16 protein-coding genes and 1 pseudogene are annotated in these 24,710 nt (G+C 75.3%); 4 read left to right on the forward strand and 13 right to left on the reverse strand.

Going from position 1 to position 24,710, the window contains the following annotated elements:
• Positions 1–42 precede the first annotated feature (42 nt).
• The 3 genes from RND61_RS11695 to RND61_RS11705 form a co-directional block, all read right to left on the reverse strand.
• The gene (locus RND61_RS11695; protein ID WP_315877808.1) at positions 43–1,410 is read right to left on the reverse strand and encodes an MFS transporter; all 1,368 of its coding nucleotides are present in this window, start codon (positions 1,408–1,410) and stop codon (positions 43–45) included.
• 63 nt (positions 1,411–1,473) lie between these two features.
• On the reverse strand, positions 1,474–2,268 hold the full coding sequence (locus RND61_RS11700) for a 3-hydroxybutyrate dehydrogenase (protein ID WP_315877809.1): 795 nt from the start codon (positions 2,266–2,268) through the stop codon (positions 1,474–1,476).
• Between the two features lie 99 nt (positions 2,269–2,367).
• A complete protein-coding gene (locus RND61_RS11705; RefSeq protein ID WP_315877810.1) occupies positions 2,368–3,792 on the reverse strand; it encodes a tannase/feruloyl esterase family alpha/beta hydrolase in 1,425 nt (474 codons plus the stop codon).
• Between the two features lie 348 nt (positions 3,793–4,140).
• Here RND61_RS11705 and RND61_RS11710 point away from each other — a divergent pair, with 348 nt between their 5' ends.
• A complete protein-coding gene (locus RND61_RS11710) occupies positions 4,141–5,643 on the forward strand; it encodes an extracellular catalytic domain type 1 short-chain-length polyhydroxyalkanoate depolymerase (RefSeq protein ID WP_315877811.1) in 1,503 nt (500 codons plus the stop codon).
• A 99-nt stretch (positions 5,644–5,742) separates the two neighbouring features.
• Here RND61_RS11710 and RND61_RS11715 read toward each other — a convergent pair.
• From RND61_RS11715 to RND61_RS11725, 3 genes and pseudogenes are all read right to left on the reverse strand, one after another.
• Positions 5,743–6,246, reverse strand: a pseudogene (locus RND61_RS11715) (O-acetyl-ADP-ribose deacetylase); the annotation flags it as partial.
• A gap of 44 nt (positions 6,247–6,290) precedes the next feature.
• Positions 6,291–7,712, reverse strand: coding sequence for a phytoene desaturase family protein (locus tag RND61_RS11720; protein WP_315877812.1), 1,422 nt, complete (start codon positions 7,710–7,712; stop codon positions 6,291–6,293).
• Positions 7,713–7,887: 175 nt separating this feature from the next.
• A complete protein-coding gene (locus RND61_RS11725) occupies positions 7,888–8,718 on the reverse strand; it encodes an inositol monophosphatase family protein (RefSeq protein ID WP_315877813.1) in 831 nt (276 codons plus the stop codon).
• A 178-nt stretch (positions 8,719–8,896) separates the two neighbouring features.
• On the opposite strand from RND61_RS11725, the gene RND61_RS11730 reads away from it, so the two are divergent.
• Positions 8,897–13,513 carry a hypothetical protein gene (locus RND61_RS11730; RefSeq protein ID WP_315877814.1) on the forward strand — a complete coding sequence of 1,539 codons (4,617 nt, stop codon included), beginning with the start codon at positions 8,897–8,899 and terminating at the stop codon, positions 13,511–13,513.
• Positions 13,514–13,753: 240 nt separating this feature from the next.
• Here the strand turns inward: RND61_RS11730 and RND61_RS11735 are convergent, their stop codons facing one another.
• From RND61_RS11735 to ggt, 6 genes are all read right to left on the reverse strand, one after another.
• On the reverse strand, positions 13,754–14,770 hold the full coding sequence (locus RND61_RS11735) for a TIGR03842 family LLM class F420-dependent oxidoreductase (RefSeq protein ID WP_315877815.1): 1,017 nt from the start codon (positions 14,768–14,770) through the stop codon (positions 13,754–13,756).
• A 13-nt stretch (positions 14,771–14,783) separates the two neighbouring features.
• Positions 14,784–16,187 (reverse strand): dihydropyrimidinase, encoded by a 1,404-nt coding sequence (hydA, locus tag RND61_RS11740; protein ID WP_315877816.1) that lies wholly within the window; start codon positions 16,185–16,187, stop codon positions 14,784–14,786.
• A 25-nt stretch (positions 16,188–16,212) separates the two neighbouring features.
• On the reverse strand, positions 16,213–17,463 hold the full coding sequence (locus RND61_RS11745) for an aspartate aminotransferase family protein (protein ID WP_315877869.1): 1,251 nt from the start codon (positions 17,461–17,463) through the stop codon (positions 16,213–16,215).
• Positions 17,464–17,516: 53 nt separating this feature from the next.
• Complete coding sequence (locus RND61_RS11750) at positions 17,517–18,359, reverse strand: nitrilase-related carbon-nitrogen hydrolase (protein WP_315877817.1); 843 nt, start codon at positions 18,357–18,359, stop codon at positions 17,517–17,519.
• 207 nt (positions 18,360–18,566) lie between these two features.
• Positions 18,567–20,162: a hypothetical protein gene (locus RND61_RS11755; RefSeq protein WP_315877818.1), complete on the reverse strand. Its 1,596-nt coding sequence runs from the start codon at positions 20,160–20,162 to the stop codon at positions 18,567–18,569.
• Between the two features lie 115 nt (positions 20,163–20,277).
• The gene (gene ggt / locus RND61_RS11760) at positions 20,278–22,101 is read right to left on the reverse strand and encodes a gamma-glutamyltransferase (RefSeq protein ID WP_315877819.1); all 1,824 of its coding nucleotides are present in this window, start codon (positions 22,099–22,101) and stop codon (positions 20,278–20,280) included.
• 81 nt (positions 22,102–22,182) lie between these two features.
• Between ggt and RND61_RS11765 the strand changes: the two genes are divergently transcribed.
• Positions 22,183–22,971 carry a hypothetical protein gene (locus tag RND61_RS11765; RefSeq protein WP_315877820.1) on the forward strand — a complete coding sequence of 263 codons (789 nt, stop codon included), beginning with the start codon at positions 22,183–22,185 and terminating at the stop codon, positions 22,969–22,971.
• Positions 22,972–22,991: 20 nt separating this feature from the next.
• Here RND61_RS11765 and RND61_RS11770 read toward each other — a convergent pair whose 3' ends face one another.
• Complete coding sequence (locus tag RND61_RS11770; RefSeq protein WP_315877821.1) at positions 22,992–23,309, reverse strand: hypothetical protein; 318 nt, start codon at positions 23,307–23,309, stop codon at positions 22,992–22,994.
• Positions 23,310–23,332: 23 nt separating this feature from the next.
• Between RND61_RS11770 and RND61_RS11775 the strand changes: the two genes are divergently transcribed.
• A complete protein-coding gene (locus RND61_RS11775; protein WP_315877822.1) occupies positions 23,333–24,526 on the forward strand; it encodes a L,D-transpeptidase family protein in 1,194 nt (397 codons plus the stop codon).
• Positions 24,527–24,710 lie beyond the last annotated feature (184 nt).

Consider the following 24,710-nt stretch of genomic DNA (forward strand, 5'->3'; position numbering starts at 1 on the left):
CCGTGGCCGCGGCGGGCCGGGCGGCGCGCGTGCACGGCGGTGTCAGGCGGGGTCGCCGACGGTGGCCCCGGGCGCGGTGGCCGGCGCCTCGCCCTCCCGCGAGCGGGCGAGATCGCGGCCCCGGGTCTCGCGGGTGACGGCCACGGTGATGGTGGTGACCACGGCCGCGGCGCAGAGGTAGAGGGCGATCGGGGTGGAGGAGTCGTACGCGTTGAGGAGTTCGACGGCGATGATGGGTGCGAGGGCTCCCGCGACGATGGAGGCGAGCTGCGAGCCCATGGAGGCGCCGGAGTAGCGGACTTCGGTGTCGAACATCTCGGAGATGAAGGCGGCCTGCGGCCCGTACATCGCGCCGTGCAGCAGCAGGCCGACGGTGACGGCCAGGGTGATCACGGGGAACGACGTGGAGTCGACCAGGCCGAAGAAGACGAACGCCCAGACGGCCATGCCCACGGAGCCGATCAGGGTCACCGGCCGCCGCCCGACGCGGTCGGACAGCGCCCCCCAGGCGGGGATCGTGACGAAGTGCACGGCCGAACCGATCAGCACGGCGTTCAGCGCGGTGCTCTTCGGCAGGTGGAGGTGCGCGGTGACGTACACCAGGAGGAAGGAGGTGAGGATGTAGTACGAGATGTTCTCGCCGAACCGGGTGCCGATCGCGGCCAGGACCTCCCGCCAGCTGCGCCGGAACACCTCGACGACCGGGGCCTTCTCCTTCGCGCCCCCCGCCGCGGCGGCCTCGGCCCTGGCCTGCGCCTCCAGGAACACCGGGGACTCGGACACCGAGACGCGGATCCACAGGCCGATCACCACCAGGAGCCCGGACAGCAGGAACGGGACGCGCCAGCCCCAGGACTGGAAGGCCGCGTCCGACTGGAAGGCCGCCAGCAGGGCCAGCACGCCGGTGGCGAGCAGGTTGCCGCCGGGAGCGCCCGCCTGCGGCCAGGACGCCCAGAAGCCGCGGTTCTTGTCCCCGCCGTGCTCGGAGACGATCAGGACCGCCCCGCCCCATTCGCCGCCGAGCGCGAAGCCCTGGACCAGGCGCAGCACGGTCAGCAGGATCGGTGCGCCGACCCCGATGGATTCGTACGTGGGCAGCAGGCCCATGGCGAAGGTCGCGCCACCCATCATCAGGAGGCTGACGACCAGGAGCTTCTTGCGGCCGACCTTGTCGCCGAAGTGGCCGAAGACGACGCCGCCCAACGGCCGGGCCGCGAACCCGATGGCGTAGGTGATGAAGGCGATGAGCGTGCCCACCAGCGGATCGGCGGTGGGGAAGAACAGCGTGTTGAAGACGAGTGCCGCGGCCGAGCCGTAGAGGAAGAAGTCGTACCACTCGATGGTGGTGCCGATCAGGCTCGCGGCGACGATGCGGCGGATGCCGCCTCTCGGCGTGGTGGTGTCAGGCATGGATTCACCGGTTTCACGAACGGACGGGAACGGGGCGGTACGGGGGTGTTGCCGGGCGGTGGTTCAGCCCGCGGTCCAGCCGCCGTCGAGCGGCAGGGAGGCTCCGGTGAGGTAGCCGGAGTGGGGGCCGCACAGCCACAGGACGGCGGCGGCGACCTCTTCGGCCTCCAGGAGCCGCTTGACGGGCGAGCGGGCGAGCATGACGCCGGAGAGGACCTCGTCCTCGCTGATGCCGTGGGCGGCGGCCTGGTCACGCACCTGGCCTTCGACGAGCGGGGTCCGGACGTACCCGGGGTTGACGCAGTTGCTGGTCACCCCGTGCGGGGCGCCCTCGATCGCGGCGACCTTGCTCAGTCCTTCCAGGGCGTGCTTGGCGGCGACGTAGGCGGACTTGTAGGCGCTGGCCCGCAGGCCGTGGACGCTGGAGACGTTCACGACACGTCCCCAGCCCCGCTCGTACATGTGCGGGAGCACCTGGCGCATGAGCAGGAACGGAGCGGTGACCATCACCTTCTGGATCAGCTCGAAGCGGTCCACGGGGAACTCCGTCAGCGGGGCGACGTGCTGGAGGCCGGCGTTGTTGACCAGGATGTCCGCCTCGGAGGGGAGGAGCCAGACCGCTTCGGCGTCCGCGAGGTCGACCACGTGCGCCGTGCCGCCGGTGGTCTCCGCGACGGCCTCCGCGGCGGCGCCGTCGCGGTCGACCACGTGCACATCGGCCCCCGCCTGCGCCAGCGCCAGCGCGCAGGCCCGGCCGATGCCGCTGCCGCCCCCCGTCACCAGCGCCGTGCGCCCGCCGAGGTCGATCGCGGCGGCGGGCGGCGGCAGGGGAACCGGCGTGGGAGATGTCTTCGTCATGGCCGGAGACAGTAGGGAGCTCCCGGGGCTCCTCCCATGTAAGCGACAGCCATAAACCACTGCCGATAGGTGGTGCTGCACACCATAGAACGGGCGGGTCTACCTGAGGGAGCAGGTGTTCGCGAGGGTGACGGGGTCCGTCCCGGTGGGCAGGGCGACGGTGCCGGAGGCCGGCGGCCGGTGCCCGGACGCGAGCCAGCGTTCGAGCGCCGCGAACGCGGTGCGGTGGCACGGCGTGAGCGGACGCAGCCGGCCCGGGAACGCGTCGACCAGGGAGTCGGCGTGCGTGCCGCCTTCGATGCGGTAGTACCGGTGCAGGTGCCCGCGGCCGGCCTCGCGCACCATGCGCGCGTAGACGTCGGAGTCCTCGCCGATCGGCAGCAGCACGTCCAGGGTGCCGTGCAGCGTGAACAGGGGCTTGCCGATCCGCCCGGTCAGCGCGATCTTCGCCACGGCCCGCCTGACCCCGTCGGGACGGGCCGCGTAGTCGTAGTCGGCGTCGCAGGCGGGGGTGCCCGGCGCGCAGTACGGCGTGCCCGCCTCGATGGGCCCGTCGAAGTCCGGGTCGACCTCCTCGCGGTGGATGCGCTGGGTCAGGTCCCAGTAGACCTTGTGGTGGTACGGCCAGAGGAACTCCGACCCGGCCGGGAACCCCGCGGCGTGCAGGGCCCGCCGCGCCCGCTCGGCGCCTTCGCCGCCGGCGGCGTGGACGGGGTAGTTCCGCAGGGCCCGGGGCAGGAAGTCCAGCAGGGTGGGGCCGTCGGAACGCCACAGGGTGCCCTCCCAGTCCACTCCCCCGTCGTAGAGCTCGGGGTGGTTCTCCAGTTGCCAGCGCACCAGGTATCCGCCGTTGGAGATGCCGGTCACCAGGGTGCGGGCGGGCGGGCGGTGGTAGCGCTGGGCGACCACGGCGCGGGCGGCGCGGGTGAGTTGGGTGACCCGGTCGTTCCACTCGGCGATGGCGTCGCCCGGTGCCCTGCCGTCCCTGTGGAAGGCGGGGCCGGTGTTGCCCTTGTCGGTGGCGGCGTAGGCGTACCCGCGGGAGAGCACCCAGTCGGCGATGGCCCGGTCGTTGGCGTACTGCTCGCGGTTGCCGGGGGTGCCGGCGGTCACGAGGCCGCCGTTCCACCGGTCGGGCAGGCGGATGACGAACTGGGCGTCGTGCTTCCAGCCGTGGTTGGTGTTGGTGGCGGAGGTGTCGGGGAAGTAGCCGTCGATCTGGATGCCGGGCACCCCCGTGGGGACGGCCAGGTCCGCGGGCGTCAGTCCCGCCCAGTCGGCCGGGTCGGTGTGTCCCGAGCCGGTCGTGCCCGCCGTGGTGAGTTCGTCCAGGCAGGCTGCCCGCTGGTGTTCGGCGCCCGGTACGTGCAACTGCCCCAGGCGGGCGCAGTGGCCGCCCGGGGGCACCGGGGCCGCCGGGGAGGCCGCGGCGGGCACCGGCGCGAGCGTGAGGGCGGCCAGGGCGAGGGCCGCCGTGCCCGCCCGTCGTCGCGGGCGTGGCGTGGGGCGGAAGGAGAGACGCATGCGGGTGCCTCCGGGGTCGCGGATGGGTCGCGGATCGGACGCGCGGAGGCTATGACGGGGTTTCGGCTCGATACATAGGTCTGCGGACCATTGTCCACGGCCTGGTCATGGTGGGCCCCGCCACTCCGTGAGTAGGGGCGGGGAAGGACCTTGTCTCCCGGGTCCCGTCCCCAGCCGGCCGGTCCTGCCGTGGGCCATGGACATCTGTCACACAGGGCAACCGGCAAGCCTGGCTGTCCAGCACATGTCAACCGCTCCGAGGGCGCCGTGACGATGCACCTCACCCCCCACCGGTCCGTGTCCGGCGTCGGCGCACGGCCGTTCCCACCACTCCAGGAGGCAGTCGTCATGGGACCGTCGCACCCTCCGTCCCGTCCCCCCGGGAGCCGCCGCCTCGCCAGAGGCATCCGCCGCTGGGCCACCGCCGTCGTGGGCGCCCTGGCCCTGACCGCCGGCCCGGTCATCGCGGCCCCGCAGGCGACCGCCGCGGGACTCACCCAGATCACGTCCTTCGGCAGCAATCCCGGCAATCTGTCCATGTACGCCTACGCGCCCGACACGCTGCCGGACGGCGCCCCCCTGGTGGTCGCGCTGCACGGCTGCACCCAGAGCGCGCACGACTACCACGCGCACTCCGGCTGGTCGAAGTTCGCCGACCGCTACGGCTTCGCGCTGGTCCTCCCGCAGACGAGCAGCGCCAACAACGCCAACTCCTGCTTCAACTGGTTCGAGCCCGGTGACAGCGGGCGCGATCGGGGCGAGGCCCTGTCGATCAAGCAGATGGTCGACGAGGCCGTCGCCCGGTACGGCAGCGACAGCCGGCGGGTGTACATCACCGGCCTGTCCGCCGGGGGCGGCATGACCGCGAACATGCTCGCCGCCTACCCCGACGTCTTCGCGGGCGGCTCCGTCCACTCCGGGCTTCCCGCCTCCTGCGCGCGCAGCGTCTCCGCGGCGTACACCTGCATGTACGCCCCACCGGACAGGACCCCGGCCCAATGGGGCGACCTGGTGCGCGCGGCCGCCCCGTCCGGCACGGCCTCCTGGCCCCGCGTCGCGATCTGGCAGGGAACCGCCGACACGACCGTCAAGCCCGCCAACGCCGCGGAGCTGCGCGACCAGTGGACGAACGTGTGGGGCGTCGGCCAGACCCCCAGCCGCACCGAGACCCTCACCGGGGGCACCACGCTCAGCGTCTACGACGACGCCTCCGGCCGGCCCGCCGTCGAGGTGTACTCCGTCTCCGGCATGGCGCACGGCCTCGCGGTGGACCCGGGCAGCGGCGACGGGCAGTGCGGCACCGCCGGCACCTACTACCTCGACAGCATCTGCTCCAGCTACCACACCGCCCGCTTCTGGGGCCTCGACGGCGAAGGCGACGGGGGCGGCGGCCAGAACCCCGGGTCCCTGCCCGCACCCACCGGCCTGGCCGTCACCGCGACCACCGACACCAGCGTCGCCCTGAGCTGGCGGGCGGTCGACGGCGCGTCCTCGTACGCCGTCCACCGCGGCGGCACGAGGGTGGGCACCACCACGGCGACCGCCTACACCGACACCGGTCTGACCACCGGCACGACGTACGGCTACACGGTGGCGGCGGTGGACGCGGCCGGCACGGCGGGCGCGGTCTCCGCGGCGGTGACCGCGACCACGACCGGCTTCACGCCCACGTGCCACACGGCGAGCAACTACGCCCACACGACGGCCGGTCGGGCGTACCAGAGCGGCGGTCACACCTACGCCAACGGCTCGCAGCAGGCCATGGGGCTGTGGAACACGTTCACCGTCCGCACCCTCAAGCAGACCGCGCCCGGCCACTACGTCCTCGCGGACCCCGGCTGCCCGGCCTGACCCTCACTCCGCGGCCCCGGTGGACGCCCGTCCGCCGGGACCGCTCGCGTCCGGCGAGCCGCCGGGGCGGTGGTGCCCACCGCCGTGCCGCGGCGTGCGGACGTGCTCGGCGAACGCCTCGTACGCCCGCTCGTCGAACAGGACGAAGACGACCTCCTCGACCGCGGTCCGCGCGTCCCGTACCGCCTCCACCGCGATCCGGGCGGCGTCGTCCACCGGCCAGCCGTACGCGCCGGTCGAGATGGCGGGGAACGCGACGGTGCGCGCGCCGAGTTCGTCGGCGACGCGCAGGGACTCGCGGTAGCAGGACGCCAGCAGTTCCGGTTCGCCGCCGCCCTCCCGGTACACGGGGCCCACCGTGTGGATGACCCAGTGGGCGGGGAGGCGGCCGGCGGTGGTGGCGACGGCCCGGCCGGTGGGGAGGCCGCCGCCGTGGTGGGAGGCGCGCAGCGCGCGGCACTCGGCGAGGATCTCCGGGCCGCCGGCGCGGTGGATGGCGCCGTCGACGCCCCCGCCGCCCAGGAGGGAGGAGTTGGCGGCGTTGACGACCGCGTCGACGTGCTGGCGGGTGATGTCCCCGCGGGTCAGGGTCAGTTTCGTCATGGGGCGATCCTGCCCGGTCCTGCCCGGTCCCGCCCGGCGTGTCCTCAGCGCGGCTGCCGGCGCAGGTGCCGCCAGACCGCCTTCGCGGCGTTGTGCCCGGACATGCCGTGGACGCCGGGTCCGGGCGGGGTGGCGGAGGAGCAGAGGAAGACCGCGGGGTGCGGGGTGTGGTAGGGGCGGAGGGTGAGGCGGGGCCGGAGGAGGAGCTGGAGGCCGCGGGCGGCGCCGCAGGCGATGTCGCCGCCGACGTAGTTGGCGTTGTGGGCGGCCATCTCGGGCGGGCCGGCGGTGGCGCGGGCGAGGACGAGGTCACGGAAGCCCGGCGCGAAGCGTTCGATCTGCCGCTCGATCGCCTCGGTGAGGTCGCCCTCCCAACCGTTGGGGACGTGGCCGTACGCCCAGAAGACGTGCTTGCCGGCCGGGGCGCGGCCCGGGTCGACGACGCTGGGCTGGGCGGTGATCAGGAACGGCGTGTCGGGCGCCGTGCCGCCGGACGCCTGGCGCAGGGCCGTGCCGATGTCGCGGCTGGAGGGGCCGACCTGGACGGTGCCGGCGCGGCGGGGCTCCTCGGCGGTCCAGGGGACGGGGCCGTCCAGCGCATAGTCGATCTTGAAGACGGAGGCGCCGTACCGGTAGCCGTCGTAGAGGCCGCCGAGGCCGGCGATCCGGGCGAGAGCCGTGGGCGAGGTGTCGAAGACGTACGCGCGGGCGGGCGGCAGGTCGTCGAGCCGCTTCACCTCGTAGTCCGTGTGGACGGCGCCGCCGAGGTCCCTCAGGTACGCGGCGAGGGCGTCCGAGATGGACTGGGAGCCGCCGCGCGGCAGGGGCCAGCCGCGGGCGTGCGCGGCGAGCGCGAAGACGAGGCCGATGGCGCCGGTCGCGAAACCGCCGAGCGGGGCGATGACGTGGGCGACGAGCCCGGCGAACAGGGCGCGGGCGCGGTCGTCGCGGAAGCGGCGCATCAGCCAGGTGGACGGGGGCAGGCCGTCGACGCCGAAGCGGGCGAGCGTGACGGGGTCGCGGGGCAGCGCGGTCAGCGGCAGCGACATGAAGTCGCGGGCGAGCGTGTCCCACTTGCCGGTGTACGGGGCGACGAGGCGGCGGTACGCGCCGGCGTCGCGCGGCCCGAACGAAGCGGCCGTCTCGGACACGGACCGGGACAGCACGGCGGCCGTGCCGTCGTCGAAGGGGTGCGCCATGGGGAGCGGGGCGTGGAGCCATTCGAGGCCGTAGCGGTCGAGCGGCATGGCGCGGAAGGCGGGCGAGCCGACGCCCAGCGGGTGCACGGCCGAGCACGGGTCGTGACGGAAGCCGGGGAGGGTCAGCTCCTTGGTGCGGGCTCCGCCGCCGACCGTCCCCTTCGCTTCGAACACGGCCGTGGAGAAGCCGCGGCGGGCCAGCTCGACGGCGGCGGTCAGCCCGTTGGGGCCCGCCCCCACGACGACGGCATCGAGCATCGACGGCACCTTCGGACTCCTTCGTCAGCCGACGGCCAGGACAGCCCAGGATAGGACGCCGCGTCCGGCCGCCCGGCGGCGGGCGGCCGTCGCCGGGCGGACAGCGGCCCTCACGGGGCGGGCAGCGGCGACCGTCGACGGGGCGGACAGCGGCGGCCGGCGACCGTCGACGGGCGGTGGTGCGTCACTGGGGGCGGAGGAGGGAGGCGACCCGCGCGGCCGTCGCCGCGTCCCGTGCCGCCGTGAACGGCAGGGCGTTGCCGCCGGTGACGCGGAACGGGACGCCGTCGATCGTGCGGTGCGCGCCGCCCGCCTCCGTGACGAGGAGGAGGCCCGCCGCGTGGTCCCAGGCGTACTCCCACGTGAAGGCGACCGCGTCGCAGTCGCCGCGCGCCACCGCCAGGTACGCCAGTCCCGCCGAGCCGCACGGCCGGGGGTCGACGCCCTCGACGGCGAGCCCCCGGAGGGCGCGCTTCTGCGCGGGCGTGGTGTGGTCGGGGTGCGCCGTGGCGACCCGGAGCACCGCTCCCGGACCGGGCGTACCGGCCCGCAGCTCCTCGCCGTTCAGCCGGGCGCCCCCGCCCCGTACGGCGACGGCCGTCTCGCCCAGGGCGGGCGCGTGCGTCCAGGACGCCAGGAGCCTGCCGTGCCGGGCGAGGGCGACGAGCGTGCAGAACCCGGGCTCGCCGCGGACGAACTGGCGCGTGCCGTCGACCGGGTCGACGATCCACACGGGCGCGTCGCCGCGCACCGCGTCGTACGCGCCCGGGTCGGCGTGGACGCCCTCCTCCCCCACCACGGCGGAGCCGGGCAGCAGTCCGCTCAGGGACTTCGTCAGACGCTCCTCGGCCGCGCGGTCGGCGACGGTGACCAGGTCGTGCGGGCCGGACTTCTCGTCGACCTCGTGCGCGGCCAGCCGTCGCCAGCGAGGCATGACCTCGTCGGCGGCGGCCCCGCGGACCGCGTCCTCGACGGCGGAGAGGAAACCGGTGTCGTCCAGAAGGTCATCGATCATGTGTCCATCACACCACGCCCCACTGACGTGCGGGGTTCACGGACGGTGACGCCCGGTGGCGCGGGCGGCCCGCGCCGCCACCCGCCGTTCCCCGGGGATTCACCGCCGGCGGCCGTGCGGCGCCCGACTCCCGCCCCGGGCGGGGGCGTTGTCGGTGGGGCCTGTCAGGATCGGCGGCATGAACGTCCACGTCCCGCTCCCCTCGGAGCTCCACAGGTCGCAGGTCTACGTCGACTGGGTGCGCGCCCACGACCCGGGGGCCGAGCCCGCCGCGCTCGCGCTGCTCGACGAGGTGGGGCGGGGGGTGCACCGGGCCCGGGAGAAGCCGGGCCGGTACGTGGAGGGCCTGGAGCGGAGGGCGCGGGAACTGCCGCCGGCCCACCGGCCGTGGTTCTGGGACACGGTGGCGCACCGGCTGTGCGGCTGGAGCGACCGGTACGCGGGCCGGGCGTTCGCCCTGGCCCGGAAGGCGGTACGGGAGCACACGCTGCCGGTGGACACGGCGTGGCACGCGGCGAACGTGCGGCTGCTCGCCGGGGCGGGGGCGCTGCCCGCGAAGGAGCTGAGCGACCATCAGCGCTGGCTGGCGTCGGTGTTCGACGCCGGGGAGGCGCACGAGGAGTTCCTGCGCGTCCTGGCGGCGTGGGCCGCGTCGCCGGGTGAGCTGCCCGCCGACCTGGCCCGCCGCGTCCGGGCGTCGGCCCGTGCCGCCGGGCTGGGCACGGCGGAGGACGCCCGGGTCCTCGCGCGCGCGGTGGGCGGGGCGCGCGGCAGGGCGCTGCCGGACGCGCTGCTGGACGCGGTCGCCGCGCTCCTGGAGGAGCATCCGCAGGACGACGGGGTGTACGCCGCGCTGGTGGACGTGTTCCCGGACTCCCGGGGCGACGCGGCGGCCTGGCTGCGGCTGCTGCTGCGGTCCGGGGCGGCCGACGCGGTGGTGGCGGGGAGGGTGACGCCCGAGGGCGGGGTCGCCGGGTGGCTGGGCCGGTACACGCGCGCGTACTCCCACGGGCGGCGCGGCGGGGGCGTGTTCCGGCAGCGGATGCCGAAGGAGCTGTTCGACCTGGTGGCCCGGTTCGCGCCGCGGCTGCGCGCGGCGGGGGTGCCGGTGCGGCTGCACGAGGACCGCTACCGCTACCCGGGGCTCGACGCGGACCTGCTCGACGCCTGCCTGGCCGAGGGGGTCGCCGTGGAGGATCCGGGGGACGCGGTGCGGCTGGAGTTCTGGGGCGCGCGGTCGCGGCGCGACCTGAAGGCCCTCGCCGCCGACCCGGTGTTCGGGCGGCGCCTGGAGGGCACGGTCCACGCCGGGCTGCGCGGCGGCGGCACGGCGATCACGCGGATGCCGGAGAACGCGGGCATCGCGGCGGAGGTGCGCGCCCGCGTCGAGGCCCTGCTGGGGGAGGTGCGCGGCGGCGGGGTCGCGGCGGCCGACGAGGCGGTGGACGAGTTGGCGAAGCTCCTGGACCGGCCCACGGCGACGGCGCTGGACGGCGTCGAGGAGGCGCTGGCCGCGCTCGACCTGTCCGGCCCCCTGGCGCGCGCCCTGCGGGCCGGGCTGCCCGAGGAGCTGGGCTGGCCCGCCCTGGAGGCCGTCGTCGACGGGTTCGGGCCCGGCGGGGTGCGCGGCGTGACCTGCACGTGGCCCGTGCTGACCGTCTACGGGCGGGACCGGGCCGTCGCCGTCGACCACGCGGGGCGCCGCGCCTCGTGCGCGTTCGCCGTCCCCGAGGACGCGACGATGCACGTGGCGCACTTCGCGGGCGGCCGGTTCCTGGTGAGCTGGACGACGGAGGAGGGGGGCTCGTATGGGACGCACGCCTTCTGGTCCGACCGACCGGACGAGGTGTTCGAGCCGGAGCACCGCATCGGCCTGCGGCCGTTCGACGGGCTCGTCGACGGCGCGTTCGGCTACCAGTTCGCCTCGGCGGACGGCGGCGGTCGGCACGACGGGAGCCGCGTGCTGCGGCCCGGCGACCGGGACGGCGTCGACCACCGCGAGCTCCAGATGAGCGACGGGACGCGGCTGTGGAGCGCCCGGGTCTTCGAGGGCGACTGGGAGCGCGTCGACCCGGTCACGGGCGCGCTGCTGGGGGACCGCACGCCGCCCGCGTTCCACCGGGACGGCGAGGTGCCGCCGGGACGGGCCGTGTTCGCCGACTCGCTCACGCTGGCGGCCCTGCCCCCGGGCGCGCCGCCGTCACCGCTGGGGCAGGACGGGCGGCTGGTCGGCTGCCGGGTGCTGTACCGGACGCCGTACGCGGGGCCGTCGCCGACGGACTTCCTGCTGGAGGGGATCGACGGCCGCCGGGGCCGGTTCCGCAGTGTGAAGCCGGGGCGGCGCCCGTGGGGGATCGTCCGGATGCCGGCCGGCGGCGAGGACGCGGTGCTGGTCGAACCGGACGACGTGCGGGTGCACGCCGTGGAGGACGGCTCCCTGCTGTGGGAGGCGCACGGGTTCCCGGGCGGCGAGCGGCACAGGTGGCGCAGACCGTCCGGGCACGCCGTCGGGCCGGTGCCCCCGCCCGCGTACTGGCACTTCCTCACCCCGCGGGACGAGGCGTCCTCCAAGGCGCTGCGCGCGGTGGACGACGGCGCCGTGCGCGCGCTCCTCGACGCGGCCCGCGGCGAGGGCGGCGGGGCGGCGGTGCGGGCCGAACTGGCGCGCGTCCTGCCCGAGGTGACCGAGCCGCGCGTGGCGGCCGGCGTGGTGCGGGCGTCGCTGCTCGCCGCGGACGTGCTGCGGCGGCGCGAGGAGCTGTCGCGGCGCGTGGCCGCGATGCGGTCGGGCCCGGTGGTGGCGCTGCCGGACGAGGTGCCGGACACGGTGCTGCTGCCCGCGCTGCACGGGCTGCTGCCCGCGCTGCGGCCGTACGAGGCGCACACGGCCCGGCCGCTCCCGGCGACGCTCACGGCGGTCGCGGCGGACGGCCGCCGTCTGCGCGGGGAGATCGACGAGGAGACCCGCTCCCTGGCGCCGCCGGCACCGCCCGGGGAGTGGGCGGCGCTGGTGGGCCGGATCGACGCGGTGGCCTGGCGGGCGGCGGTGGAGACGACGGACGGCGGGGAGCGGGCGGCCCTGGCGGCGCTGCTGCGCACGTGGAGCGGGCAGCCGTTCGCCGAGCGCGGCGGCCGGTGGCGTACGGGCAGGGCGCCGTACGGGAGCCTGGACGCCTGCCGGTCCGCCGGGGGCGTGCTGGTCACCGGCGCGGAACGGGGCGGCACGGCGCGGTTCCTGCAGCGGGCCGCCGACCCCGTGCCCGAGGGCGCCGACGACGTGGTGGCGGTCGCCGTCGACCGGGACGACGCGGCGCGCCTGCCGCGGCTGCTGGAACTGGTGGAGCGGCACGGACCGCTGCCGCTGGCGCCGGAGGCGCTGGACGTCTTCGCGCGGCGGACGGGCGTGCGGCGCCCCTTCGCGGCGCTGGTGCTGGGCGGCCTGCCGCGCCGCGAGCGGTACGACGACGACCGGAAGATGCTGCGGTCGAAGCCGTACGCCGTGCCGAAGGCGGTCGCCGAGGCGTACGTGACGCTGTGGAACGGGCTGGACGCGCGGAAGCGTGCGGCGGTCCTCGCCGCGGGCGTGCCGGAGGACCCGGCGGAGCTGTGGGCGGACGGCGGGATGACCGCGGCCGCCGAGCGGATGGCACGGGTGTGGACGGAGCTCGTCGGTTCGGCGGTGTACGTCGACGAGGAACTGGCCGGTGCGGTGGAGGCGGACCTGGGGCTCGGCCCGGACTGGGCGCGGAGCCTGGTGACCGGGGAGCCGCCCGCGGGGGTGCCGGGCCGCGACGGAACCGGGTTCGTGCTGGTGGGGAACCGCATGGGCGGCCTCACCGTGCACGAGGCGGCTGCGGACGGCACGGCCGGCGCGTACGTGGGGCCGCGCGTCCTGGACGAGCGGCTCGTCTCCCTCGTCGTGTGGGCGCTCACCGAGCGGCCCGTCGGCGATCCGGCCGTGGCCTCCGCCGTGGCGCTCCACGCGTGGCTGCGGGGGTTCATGGACGACCCGCGGACGCTCGTCCCGCTGTACGGGGAGCGGAGGCTGGCGGAGACGCTGGCCGCCGACCCGGCCGTCCCGCCGTACACGGGTTCGGTGCTGCCCTGCCCGCAGCCGCCGGTCGAGGGGGCGGCGCCGGTGACCGGTGTGTACGACGACGGGGCGTTCGTCGTCGCCGTGCCCAGCGGTGACGTGTTCCTGCGGACGGCCGCGCTGGGCGATCCGGAGCGGCTGGAGCGGGCGGTCCGGCTCTGCGGCGGGTTGGGCCGGCGGTGGCTGCTGGAGAAGATCGAACGCCTCGTGGAGATACGCGCCGGCGGGGTGGTCCGCATGGTGGAGCGCGCGGCGGCGACCCCGGTGCGGCCGGGCGGGTACGAGCCGAACCCGGCGCTGAGCGTCCCCGGCCTGGTCGCGGAGGCGGCCGGTGCGCTCGGGGTCGGCGCGGACGCGGCGGCGCTGTACCTCCAGTTGCTGGCGCTGGCCCGGCCCACGGACCGGAACGTCCGCCGCTGGAACGGCTGGTCGGCGGCCCGGCACCGGGCCGCCCAGGCGGAGCTGGTGGCCGTGGGCGCCGTCGAGACGGGCCGGCGGGCCCGGGCGGGGCGCACGGCGTTCGTCCCGGGTCCGTGGACGGAGGTGAAGGCGCCCGAGCTGCCGCTGGAGACGGCGAAGCTGGCGGCGCACCGGGCGTCGGTCTCGCGCAAGGAGGTGTCGTCGGCGGGTGTCCGGCTGCTGCCGCTGGTGCCGCCGCACGAGTTGTTCGCCGGGGCGTGGGCCGCCCGGCCCGGCGCCTGACGGGCCGGTCCCGAGCCGGTGGCGGTCGGTCGGCGCCTGACGGGCCGGTCCCGAGCCGGTGGCGGTCGGTCGGCGCCCGACGGGCCGGTCCCGAGCCGGTGGCGGGCGGGCCGGCGTCTGACGGGCCGGTCCCGAGCCGGTGGCGGGCGGGCGGGCGGGCGGTCGGCGCCGGTCGCCCGCCGGGCGCGCCCTCCCGCGGTCCGCGGCGCTTCGGGGCGGGGCGGGACGGGGCGCCCGCGGTTACGCGTTCACCGCGGGGATGACCTCCCCGCCGTACGCGTCGATCACCGCCTCCTTCGCGTCGTGCATCGCGTACAGCGCGAACTGGTCCACGCCCAGCTCCCCCAGCGCGCGCAACTTCTCCACGTGGGCCGACGCCGGTCCGATCAGGCAGAACCGGTCGACGATCTCGTCGGGGACGAAGTCCGTCGACGGGTTCCCCGCGCGGCCGTGGTGGCGGTAGTCGTAGCCCCGGCGCTCCTTGACGTACGCGGTGAGGGCCTCGGGCACCAGGCCGGAGTGCTCGCCGTACCGGGCGACCAGGTCGGCCACGTGGTTGCCGACCATGCCGCCGAACCAGCGGCACTGCTCCCGGGCGTGTGCGAGGGCCTCCGGCGAGTCGTCGGCGGTGACGTAGGCGGGCGCGGCCACGCAGACCGCCAGGCCGGAGGGGTCGCGTCCGGCGTCCGCCGCCGCGCTCCGCACCGCCCTGACCATCCACCCGGTCAGATACGGGTCGGCCAGTTGGAGGATGAACCCGTCGGCCTTCCGCCCGGCCAGGGCTAGCGCCTTCGGCCCGTACGCCGCCATCCACACCGGGAGCCGTCCGTCGCGGACCCAGGGCAGCCGCAGCGGCTGCCCGCCGACGACCGCCTCCCGGCCCTCGGCGAGGTCGCGGATGACGTCGATGGCCTCGCCGAGCCGTGCCAGGGTGTCGGGCTCGCGGCCGGCGACGCGCATGGCGGAGTCGCCGCGGCCGATGCCGCACACGGTCCGGTTGCCGTACATGTCGTTGAGCGTGGCGAAGGTGGAGGCGGTGACCTCCCAGGTGCGGGTCCCCGGGTTGGTCACCATGGGGCCGACCGTGAGCCTGCTCGTGTGCTCCAGGATCCGGCTGTGGATGACGAACGGCTCCTGCCACAGCACGGCCGAGTCGAAGGTCCAGCCGTAGCGGAAGCCGTTGCGTTCCGCGCGCCGTATCAGGCCCACGACCCGGGAGGCGGGCGGGTCGGTCTGCAGGACGAGTCCGAAGTCCATGGCGGCGGCCTCCTCAGCCGAGGTACTGGCAGGTGGAGCGCGGCGTGTACACGCCGTGTCCGGCGCGGCCCGTGTACGTGCGGCGGTCGATGACGGGTTCACCGCGCGACAGGACCGTCTCGACCCGGCCGGTGACGGTCCTCCCCTCGTACGCCGAGTAGTCGACGTTCATGTGGTGCGTCTGGGCCGACAGGACCTGCGTGGCGTGCGGGTCGTAGACGACGATGTCCGCGTCGGCGCCGGGCGCGATGGTGCCCTTCTTCGGATAGAGGCCGAACATGCGGGCCGGGGTGGCGCAGGCGATCTCGATCCAGCGGCGCCGCGAGATGTGCCCGTCGACCACGGCCTGGTGGAGCAGGTCCATGCGGTGCTCCACCCCCGGCAGCCCGTTGGGGATCTTCGAGAAGTCCCCCCGGCCCAGCTCCTTCTGGCCCCGGAAGCAGAACGGGCAGTGGTCGGTGGAGACGACTTGGAGGTCGTTCGTCCGCAGCCCCCGCCACAGCGCCGCCTGGTGCTCCTTCGGCCGCAGGGGCGTGCTGCACACGTACTTGGCGCCTTCGAAGTCCGGCTCCGCGAGGTTGTCGACGGTCAGGAAGAGGTACTGCGGGCAGGTCTCGCCGAAGACCGGCAACCCCTTGTCGCGGGCGGCGGCGAGCTCGGCGACGGCCTCCTCGGCGGAGACGTGCACGACGTAGAGGGGCGCGCCCGCGACCCGGGCGAGCTGGATGGCGCGGTGCGTGGCCTCCGCCTCCAGCAGGACGTGGCGGACCTCGCCGTGGTGGCGGGGGTCGGCGTCGCCGCGGGCGAGGGCCTGCTCGACGAGGACGTCGATGGCGATGCCGTTCTCCGCGTGCATCATGATCAGCCCGCCGTTGAGGGCGGAGCGCTGCATGGCCCGCAGGACGCGGCCGTCGTCGCTGTAGAGGAGGCCGGGGTAGGCCATGAAGAGTTTGAAGGAGGTGACGCCCTCCTCCACCAGCAGGTCCATCTCCTTGAGCGAGGAGTCGTCGACGTCGGAGAGGATCATGTGGAAGGCGTAGTCGACGGCGCACCTGCCGTCGGCCTTGGCGTGCCAGGCGTCGAGTCCTTCGCGCAGGGTGTGGCCGACGCCCTGGACGGCGAAGTCGACGATGGTGGTGGTGCCGCCCCAGGCGGCGGCGCGCGTCCCGGTCTCGAAGTCGTCGGACGCGAACGTGCCGCCGAAGGGGAACTCCATGTGGGTGTGGGCGTCGACGCCGCCCGGGATGACGTACTTCCCGGTGGCGTCGATGGTGCGGTCGGCGGTCCACGCCGCGGCGGCCCCGCTGCCGTGGGCGGCGAGCGCGGCGATCCGGCCGCCCTCGACGAGGACGTCGGCGTGGGTCTCCTCGGCGGCGGTGACGACGAGGCCGCCCCGGACGAGGGTGCGGGTGGTCATGGCGTGTCGGCCCCTTGCTGTGGGCTTACCGGAGGGTGCGCAGGGCCTGCTGGAGGAGGGCGGCGCCTTCCTCGGCCTCGGCGACGGTGAGGGAGAGCGGCGGGGCGACGCGCAGGACGCTCGTGTCGTGGCCACCGCCCTTGCCGATCAGCAGTCCGTACTCCCGGGCCGCTTCGAGGACGGCCGCGGTCGCCTGCGGGTCGGCGGCGCCGGTGGCGGGGTCGGCCAGTTCGATGCCGATCATCAGGCCGCGTCCGCGCACCTCCCGTACGCGGTCGATGCCGGCGCCGATGGCGCGGAGCCGTTCGAGGAGGAGGCCGCCGACGCGCCGGGCGTTGCCCTGGAGGTCGTGTTCGAGGAGGTACGAGAGGTTGGCGAGGCCGGCGGCCATGGTGACCGGGGAGCCACCGAAGGTGGAGATGGAGTGGGCGGTGAGGCAGTTCATCACCTCGGCGCGGGCGACGACGCCGCCGATGGACATGCCGTTGCCGATGCCCTTGGCGAAGGTGAGGATGTCCGGCGGGCCGCTCGCGGCGTGCGCCTGCCAGCCCCAGAAGTGCTCGCCGGTGCGTCCCCAGCCGGTCTGCACCTCGTCGCTGATCCACAGGATGCCGTGCCGGTTCAGGACCTCGCGGAACGCCGCGTACAGCCCGTCGGGCGGGAGGGTGAAGCCGCCGACGCCCTGGATCGGCTCGGCGATCAACGCGGCGATGTCGCCGGTCTGGCCGATGAGGTCTTCCAGGTCGGCGACGCAGGCGGCGGTGAAGTCCGGGTCGGAGAGGTGCGCGAAGGGGCCCCGGCCGCGGACGGCGCCGTGGACGTACAGCGTGCGCAGCCCGGAGTGGCCGGTGGTGGCCCAGGCGCGGTTGCCGGTGACGGAGACGGCGGAGAAGGACCGGCCGTGGTAGCTGTTGCGCATCGCCAGGATCTGGTGGGTGCGGCGGTACGCGGTGGCGAGGAGGAGGGCGGTGTCGTTGGCCTCGGTGCCGGAGGTGGTGAAGAAGACGCGGGCCTCGGGGATGCCGGAGAGGGCGGCGACCCGTTCGGCGAGCTCCACCATGGGGCGGTTGAGGTAGAGCGTCGAAGTGTGGAGGATCCGCCCGGCCTGCTCGGTGACGGCCTTGGTGACCTCGGGGAGGGCGTGGGCGGTCATGGTGGTGAGGATGCCGCCGAAGAAGTCGAGGTAGCGGTTGCCCTCGGCGTCCCAGACGTGGCGGCCCTCGCCGTGGGTGATCTCGACGGGGCTGTCGTAGTAGAGGGTCAGCCAGTCGGGCATGACGGCCCTGTGGCGGTCGTGGAGGTGCCGGTGGATGTGGAGGGTGCGGTCGTTCACGGTCGTACCAGCCCTTCGTACGCGTCGGGGCGCCGGTCCCGGTAGAAGGCCCACTGCTGCCGTACGTCCTCGATGAGGCCGAAGTCGAGGTCCCGCACGAGGAGTTCCTCGTCCTGGTCGGAGGCGGTGTCCCCGACGATGCGGCCGCGCGGGTCGACGAAGTAGCTGGTGCCGTAGAAGTCGTTGTCGCCGTACTCCTCCTGGCCGACGCGGTTGATGGCGGCGACGTAGTACGCGTTGGCGACGGCGGCGGCGGGCTGCTCCAGCTTCCAGAGGTGGGCGGAGAGACTGCGGTGGGTGGCGGACGGGTTGTAGACCAGTTGGGCTCCGTTGAGCCCGAGTTGGCGCCAGCCCTCCGGGAAGTGGCGGTCGTAGCAGATGTACACGCCGACGCGGCCGACGGCGGTGTCGAAGACGGGCCAGCCGAGGTTGCCGGGGGTGAAGTAGAACTTCTCCCAGAAGCCCTTCAGCTGGGGGATGTGGTGCTTGCGGTACTTGCCGAGGTAGGTGCCGTCGGCGTCGACGACGGCGGCCGTGTTGTAGTAGAAGCCGGGCCCCTCGGCCTCGAAGACCGGGGCGACGACGACCATGCCGGTCTCGCGGGCCAGGTCCCGCATGCGGCTCACGGTCGGGCCGTCGGGGACGGGTTCGGCCCAGCGGTAGTGCTCGGTGTCCTGTACCTGGCAGAAGTACGGGGCGTTGAACACCTCCTGGAAGCCGATGATCCGCGCGCCCCGGGCGGCGGCCTCGCGGGCGTACTCCTCGTGTTTGGCGACCATCGAGTCGGTGTCGCCGGTCCAGGCCGCCTGGACGAGCGCGGCGCGCACGGTGGGGGACATGAGCTGCTCCTTCGGCACGGCGCCAGAGAGCCTCTACGCACGTAGAGCGATCCGTAGGAGGAGAACGTAAGCCTCGTCACACCGCGGAGCAAGACCGCCACCGCCTCCCACCGGACTCGATCACATTTCGTATCGAATCGATCCATAGCGATCACTTTTCGTTCTGACGTAGAACAGCTCCGGTACGGGTTCCGGGCCGTTCGCTGGTCAGCGGGTGACGAGGCCGGCGACGCGCAGGGCGTGGACGAACGCCGGCTCGCGCGCCGGGGCGGCGGCGCGGACGGCGGCCAGCACCTCGGGCACGAGGCGGTGCGGGTCCTCGGCGGCGAACCGGGCCGCCTCCTCGGGCGGGCGGGCGCCCACGAACGCCTCGACCAGGACCCGCGCGTCCGCGGCGCGCCCCTCGCCGTACAGGGCCAGGACGGCGCCCGCGGTCTCGGCGGGCGGGCGCGCCACGCCCTGGCGCAGCAACTGCCGGGCGTCCCGGTCCCGGCCGGCCGCGGTGAGCGCCCCGGCCAGCGCGGCGAGCCGGCCGGACGGCAGGGAGGCGGCCTCCCACAGGAGGGTCGCCCAGTCGGCGGCGAGACCGGCGCGGTCCAGTTCGGCGGCGAGCGGCGGCAGGCGGGACGCGGGCCACAGCGCGGCCTCGCAGAGCAGGGCGTGCGCCTCCCCGCTCCGCCCCCGGGCCCGCAGCCCGACCAGCCGGGCGACGGCGTCCCGTACGAGGGCGCGTTCCGCCTCGTCCCCGTCCGGGGCGGCGGCCCCGGGGGCGGGCGCTCCCTCCCGGCCCCCTCCCCCGCCCCCGAACCGCGCGCCGCGCGGCGAGGCGACGGGGACGGGGACCGCCAGGCCGGGCGGTCCGGCCTGCGCGTCGGGCCGGGCGGCATCGCCGTCGCCGTCGGGGGCGTCCGGCCACGCGTACCGGGCTCCCCGCGCCCGCCCCCGCGCCCCTTTGCCGGCGGGAGCCGCGCGCCCCGGCGCGGCGGCGGGCGCCGGGCCCGTCACGGGGCCGGCCGCGGCTCCGGGGGCGTCCTCGGGCACTCGTCCTGCCCCTGGCACCGGACCGGAGCCGGGCCCAGGGCCGGGTCCTGGACCCGGGTCGAGTCCACGGGCCGGACCGGGGCCGGCACCGACTCCTGGGCCGAGGCCGACCCCCGGGCCCGGGCCGGAACCGAGGCCGTCCCCTGGTCCCGGGCCGAGGCCGACCCCTGATCCCGGGCCGGGCCCGAAGCCGCCTCCCGGGTCGGAACCGGGTCCTGGTTCCGGTCCCGGAAGGGTGCCGGGGTGCTCCGGCGATCGGGGCAGGGAGGCGAGGCGGGCGCGGAGCTCCGCGACGCGGGACGCCGCGCGGGCGTGGTCGTCGCGCAGCCAGGCCAGTTCGTTCGCCAGGCGCCCCGCCTCCGGTGTGCCCCCGGGCACGGCCGCCAGGAGGTCCGTCACCTCGCGGCCGCGCCGCGCCGCGTACGCCCGCTCCCGTACGGCCAGGCGCAACCCGGCCTCCAGCGCGGCGCCGCCGCCGGGGCGGCGGTCGTGGGCGGCGGCGGCCTCGGCGTGCAGGTGCCGCGCCCGCCCCGCCCGCTCGCGTGCCGCCGCGACGCCGTGCAGGGCGGCGACGTCGTGCAGCAGCGACTCGACGACGTCCCACGGCGGCACGTCCGTGCCGTCCAGGCAGGCGCGCGTCCCGTGGGGGTCGCGCCGCCGGAAGGTCCCGTACCAGCCGCCGTCCGGGTCGAGCAGCGCCGTCAGCCCCCGCAGCCACCGCGCGAAGGCGCCGATCGCGCCGGTGGGGTGATGCTCCGTCACGTACGCCCCTGTCCCCGTCGACTGGAACCCGGTGGGAACCCGGTCCGGAGCATTCGAACCCAACCGTGTTACGGCACGGCTACAGCCGGTTTTCCACCCGGAACCGGCTCGCCCGTCAGCCCGCCCGGCGGACGACCATCGCGGACCCGCCACCCCGGCGAACCGTTTCGGCGGCGGCCACCCAACGTCCGTCCGGGAGCCGCTGGACCCCGGTGGCGGCGCCGATCTCCGGGTTCACGCGGAAGGCGTGGCCCAGCGCGGCGAGGCGGGCGCGCAGCGGGCTGCCGTACAGGCCGGGTTCGAGTTCGGTGGTGGGCTGGTTGCGCTGGCTGGCGCGCGGCGCGGCGATCGCGTCCACCAGCGGCAGGCCCCGGTCGACGACGCCGGTGAGGGTCTGCAGGACGGTGGTGATGATGGTGGCGCCGCCGGGCGAGCCGAGCGCGAGGACGGGCCGGGCGTGCCGGTCCAGGACGATCGTCGGGGACATGGAGGAGCGCGGGCGCTTGCCGGGGCCGGGCAGGTTCGGGTCGTGGACCGCCGGGTCGGCCGGGGCGAAGGAGAAGTCGGTCAGCTCGTTGTTGAGGAGGAAGCCGCGGCCCGGCACGGTGATGCCGCTGCCGCCGGTGGACTCGATGGTGAGGGTGTACGCGACGACGTTCCCCCAGCGGTCGGCTGCCGTCAGGTGCGTCGTGTTCTCCCCCTCGTACGTCGTCGGCGCCGCCTTCCCGCCCGTGGCGCACGGCTCGGGGTCACGCGGGTCGCCGGGGGCGAGCGGGCTGGTCAGCGCCTTGTCGTCACGGATGAGGCAGGCCCGCGCGTCCGCGAACCGCTGCGACAGCAGCCCCCGCGTCGGCACGTCCTCGAACGCCGGGTCGCCGACCCACCTCCCGCGGTCCGCGAAGGCGACGCGGCTCGCCTCGATGAGCCGGTGCAGGTACTTCTCCTGGGAGGCGCGCGACAGGTCCGTGCCCTCCAGGATGTTGAGCGCCTCGCCGACGGTGGTGCCGCCCGAGGAGGACGGCGCCATGCCGTACACGTCGAGGCCCCGGTAGGAGACCTTCGTGGGGCGCCGGGGCACCGTCTCGTACTCCGCGAGGTCCCGCGTCGTCAGGTCGCCGGGCCGCACGGTCCGGGTGGCGCCGGGCCGCACGGGCGGGGTGCGGACGGTGCGGACGATGTCGCGGGCCAGGTCGCCCCGGTAGAGCGCTCCGGTGCCCTGGCGGGCGAGCTTCTCGTACGTCCGGGCGAGGTCGGGGTTCTTCAGGACCGAGCCGACGGCGGGCAGTTCGCCGCCGGGCAGGAACAGTTCGGCGCTGGCCGGGAAGTCCCGGAAGCGGTCCTCGTTGTCGCGGGTCTGGGCGCGGAACGTCTCGTCGACGACGAAGCCGTTCCTGGCCAGCCGTACGGCCGGGTCCAGCAGTTCCTTCAGCGGCTTGGTGCCCCAGGCGTCGAGCGCGGAGTCCCAGGTGGCGGGGGTGCCCGGGGTGCCGACGCCGAGGCCGCTGGTCATGCCCTCCTCGAAGGGGATGGGCTCGCCGTCCTCCAGGAAGAGGGAGGCGTCCGCCGAACGGGGCGCGGTCTCGCGGCCGTCGACGGTGTGGACGGTGCGGGTGCGGGCGTCGTAGTAGACGAAGTAGCCGCCCCCGCCGATGCCCGCCGAGTACGGCTCCGTGACGCCGAGGGCGGCGGCGGTGGCGACGGCGGCGTCCACGGCGTTGCCGCCCGCGCGCAGCACCTCGATCCCGGCCGCCGACGCGTCGGCGTCGACGCTCGCGACGGCCCCGCCGTACCCGACGGCGACCGGCTCCTTGACGGGCGTCGGGGCGGCGGGCGGTGGGGCGGCCGGCGCGGAGCCGGGTGGCGGTGCCGCCGCGCCGACCCCGAGGACCGTCGCGGCGACGGCGGCGAGGGAGACGTTCCGTACGGTGGAGCGACGCATTCGGGTTCCTCCAGTCAACGGCCGTCCGCGCAGCCTAACTTCACATCGCGCGGCACGTCAGGACCGCTAGCATGCGCGCCCATGGACCAGGACCTGTGGAACATCGTGCTCGGCGTGGCCGCCAGTGGGCTCAGCGCGTCACTCGGATGGCTGGCACGCGCGGCGCTGTCCCGCCGCCGGCTCCACCGCAGGCAGGGGTTCTTCGGGCTCCCGCACGACTCCGACTGCCTGCTGGTCGTCAACCGCGAGGCGGGTGGCGAGGGCGTGCACCGCAACGACGTCTTCGCGCTGCTGGAGCTGTCCGCGCTGATCCGCGACTGCGGCGCGCACGCCCGGATCGTCCGGCACGACCAGGCCGTCCAGGGCTTCGGGGAGCGCACGGAGTTCTGCCTCGGCGGGCCCGTGTCCAACCAGCGGATGGGGGCGCACCTGCGCACCCTCCTGCCGGGGCTGGTGGTGGAGCAGGGTCCCGGCAGGAGTCCCGACGTGTACCGGATCGGCGGGGAGGCGTACCGGGCGGAGCACGGCGTGAGCGAGTACGTCGTCCTGGCGCGGCTCACCGCCGGCGAGGGGCGGCGGCCGGTGTTCCTGTTCTGCGGGCAGAAGGCGATAACGAACCAGGCGGCGACCCGCTACCTGGTCCGCCACCACGAGGAGCTGGCCCGGCGGTACGGCCGCGGGCCGTTCGTCCTGCTGCTGAGGGTGGTGAACTCGGAGGCGTACGGCCCCGACGTGGTGGAGCCGGTGGCCGACATCACGGACGCCGCCACCCGGCCGGCCCCCGCCCCGACGGAGGCGGGGGGCGCTCCGGACGCGGGGGACGCGGGGGGCGCGGCCGACCCGGCGGACGCGGGGGCCGGCGTCCCGTGAGGGGCGGCCGGGGCCACCCGTCAGGCGTCCGGGTTCTGCCCGTTCGCGGTCTTGCGGACGCGTTCGACCCGGAGCCGCGCGAACTTCCCGGGGGTCTCCTCGTCGGTCACTCCGACGCCCTGCATGCGGATGAGCACCGCGCCGGCGCGCATGACGACCTCGCAGTCGCCGTCGCCGTCGCCGTCGCCGTCGCCGTCGGTGAACGCCTCCGCCGCCTCCGCGCCCGTGTCGACCTTCAGGTCCCGGGCGCCGCTCCCGGCGTCCCGCGCCCGGTCTCCGTGAAATCTCCGGTTCCCCGGCAACCCGGCGCCCCCGTTCGCCCTCTCCCCTTGCGACACAGAACGCATAGGAGGTCGTCCCGTTGAGCCGCACACACGCCCGCACCCCGCTCCGCACCGCCGCCCTCGCCGGTACCGCGGTTCTGACCGCGGCCCTGACCGCGTGCTCGGGCGGTGGCGGCGGGCCCTCGGCCGGCGGTGCCGGCGGGAACGGCAAGGCCGAGCCCGAGACCCGCATCACGGTGAACCTGACGGGCGAGCGGGCCAGGCCCGGCAGCCCGATCGAGGTCACCCTCGCGGAGGGCGAGCTGACCCGGGTCACCGTCACCGACTCCAAGGGCACGACCCTCGACGGCAAGGTGTCCGCCGACGGCCGGACCTGGACGTCCGTCCGCAACGCCGCCCCCGGCACCGGCTACACCGTCGAGGCGCGCGACGCGAACGGCGGCACCGCGAAGGCGGACTTCGCGACCGCCGCGCCCCAGAAGGTCAACAAGCTGAGTCTCGCCCCCGGCAAGAACAGCACGGTCGGCACGGCGCAGCCGCTGTCGATCGTCTTCGACCACCCGGTCAAGGACAAGGCGGCCGTCGAGAGGGCGCTGAAGGTCACCACCTCGAACGGCACCGAGGGCTCCTGGGGCTGGATGCAGGACTGGTCCGGCAAGGACCGCGTCGACTGGCGTCCCCGGGAGTACTGGAAGCCGGGGACGAAGGTGACGCTCGACGCCCGGCTGAACGGCGTCGACTCCGGTCCGGACGGCGGCTGGTTCGTCCGCGACTACACGACCGGCTTCACCGTCGGCAGGAACCAGGTCGTCAAGGTCGACCTGGACGGCCACCGGCTGAAGCTCCTGCGGGACGGGCGGCTCGTCAGGGAGGTCCCCGTGTCGGCGGGCACGCCCGGCGGCGAGAAGGCGTCCTGGCGCGGCCGGACCGTGCTGATGTCGAAGGAGGGGACCATCAACATGCGCTCCGAGACGGTCGGCCTCGGCGACGCGTACGACAAGATGGTCGACTACTCGATGCGGCTCACCTGGTCCGGGATGTACGCGCACGCCGCGCCGTGGAACGCCCGGTACATGGGCAACGCCAACCGCAGCTCGGGGTGCATCGGCATGACCGACGACGACGCCCGGTGGGTGTACGGCCAGGTGCAGGTCGGCGACCCGTTCGAGATCGAGGGCGCCGACGCCAAGGGCACCCAGGCGCTGAACAACGGCTACGGCGAGTGGAACCTCTCCTGGAGCGAGTGGCAGGCCAAGAGCGCCCTGCGCTGAGCCGGAGCCGGCCGGGCCGGACCTCGCGGGGGTTCGGGGAGTCCGGGCGGGCCGGGAGCCAATTGTTACCGTCGCGTAACCAGCAGGGGTGTTACCACCGGTAAAGCCATGAGGTTACCTTCGGGTCACTTTCCACCGTCGTAGACACGCGAGTGAGGAGTGACCCGTGGGACACGCGCGCACG

The sequence above is a fragment of the Streptomyces tamarix genome, from assembly GCF_032423885.1.
Lineage (GTDB): Bacteria > Actinomycetota > Actinomycetes > Streptomycetales > Streptomycetaceae > Streptomyces > Streptomyces tamarix.

Coding starts and splice junctions, on each gene's coding strand:
- RND61_RS11700 (WP_315877809.1), bottom strand. CDS start 2,268: ATGACGAAGACATCTCCCACGCCGGTTCCCCTGCCGCCGCCCGCCGCC.
- ggt (WP_315877819.1), bottom strand. CDS start 22,101: ATGCGTCGCTCCACCGTACGGAACGTCTCCCTCGCCGCCGTCGCCGCG.
- RND61_RS11705 (WP_315877810.1), bottom strand. CDS start 3,792: ATGCGTCTCTCCTTCCGCCCCACGCCACGCCCGCGACGACGGGCGGGC.
- RND61_RS11695 (WP_315877808.1), bottom strand. CDS start 1,410: ATGCCTGACACCACCACGCCGAGAGGCGGCATCCGCCGCATCGTCGCC.
- RND61_RS11730 (WP_315877814.1), top strand. CDS start 8,897: ATGAACGTCCACGTCCCGCTCCCCTCGGAGCTCCACAGGTCGCAGGTC.
- RND61_RS11750 (WP_315877817.1), bottom strand. CDS start 18,359: ATGTCCCCCACCGTGCGCGCCGCGCTCGTCCAGGCGGCCTGGACCGGC.
- RND61_RS11725 (WP_315877813.1), bottom strand. CDS start 8,718: ATGATCGATGACCTTCTGGACGACACCGGTTTCCTCTCCGCCGTCGAG.
- RND61_RS11710 (WP_315877811.1), top strand. CDS start 4,141: ATGGGACCGTCGCACCCTCCGTCCCGTCCCCCCGGGAGCCGCCGCCTC.
- RND61_RS11745 (WP_315877869.1), bottom strand. CDS start 17,463: ATGCCCGACTGGCTGACCCTCTACTACGACAGCCCCGTCGAGATCACC.
- hydA (WP_315877816.1), bottom strand. CDS start 16,187: ATGACCACCCGCACCCTCGTCCGGGGCGGCCTCGTCGTCACCGCCGCC.
- RND61_RS11765 (WP_315877820.1), top strand. CDS start 22,183: ATGGACCAGGACCTGTGGAACATCGTGCTCGGCGTGGCCGCCAGTGGG.
- RND61_RS11735 (WP_315877815.1), bottom strand. CDS start 14,770: ATGGACTTCGGACTCGTCCTGCAGACCGACCCGCCCGCCTCCCGGGTC.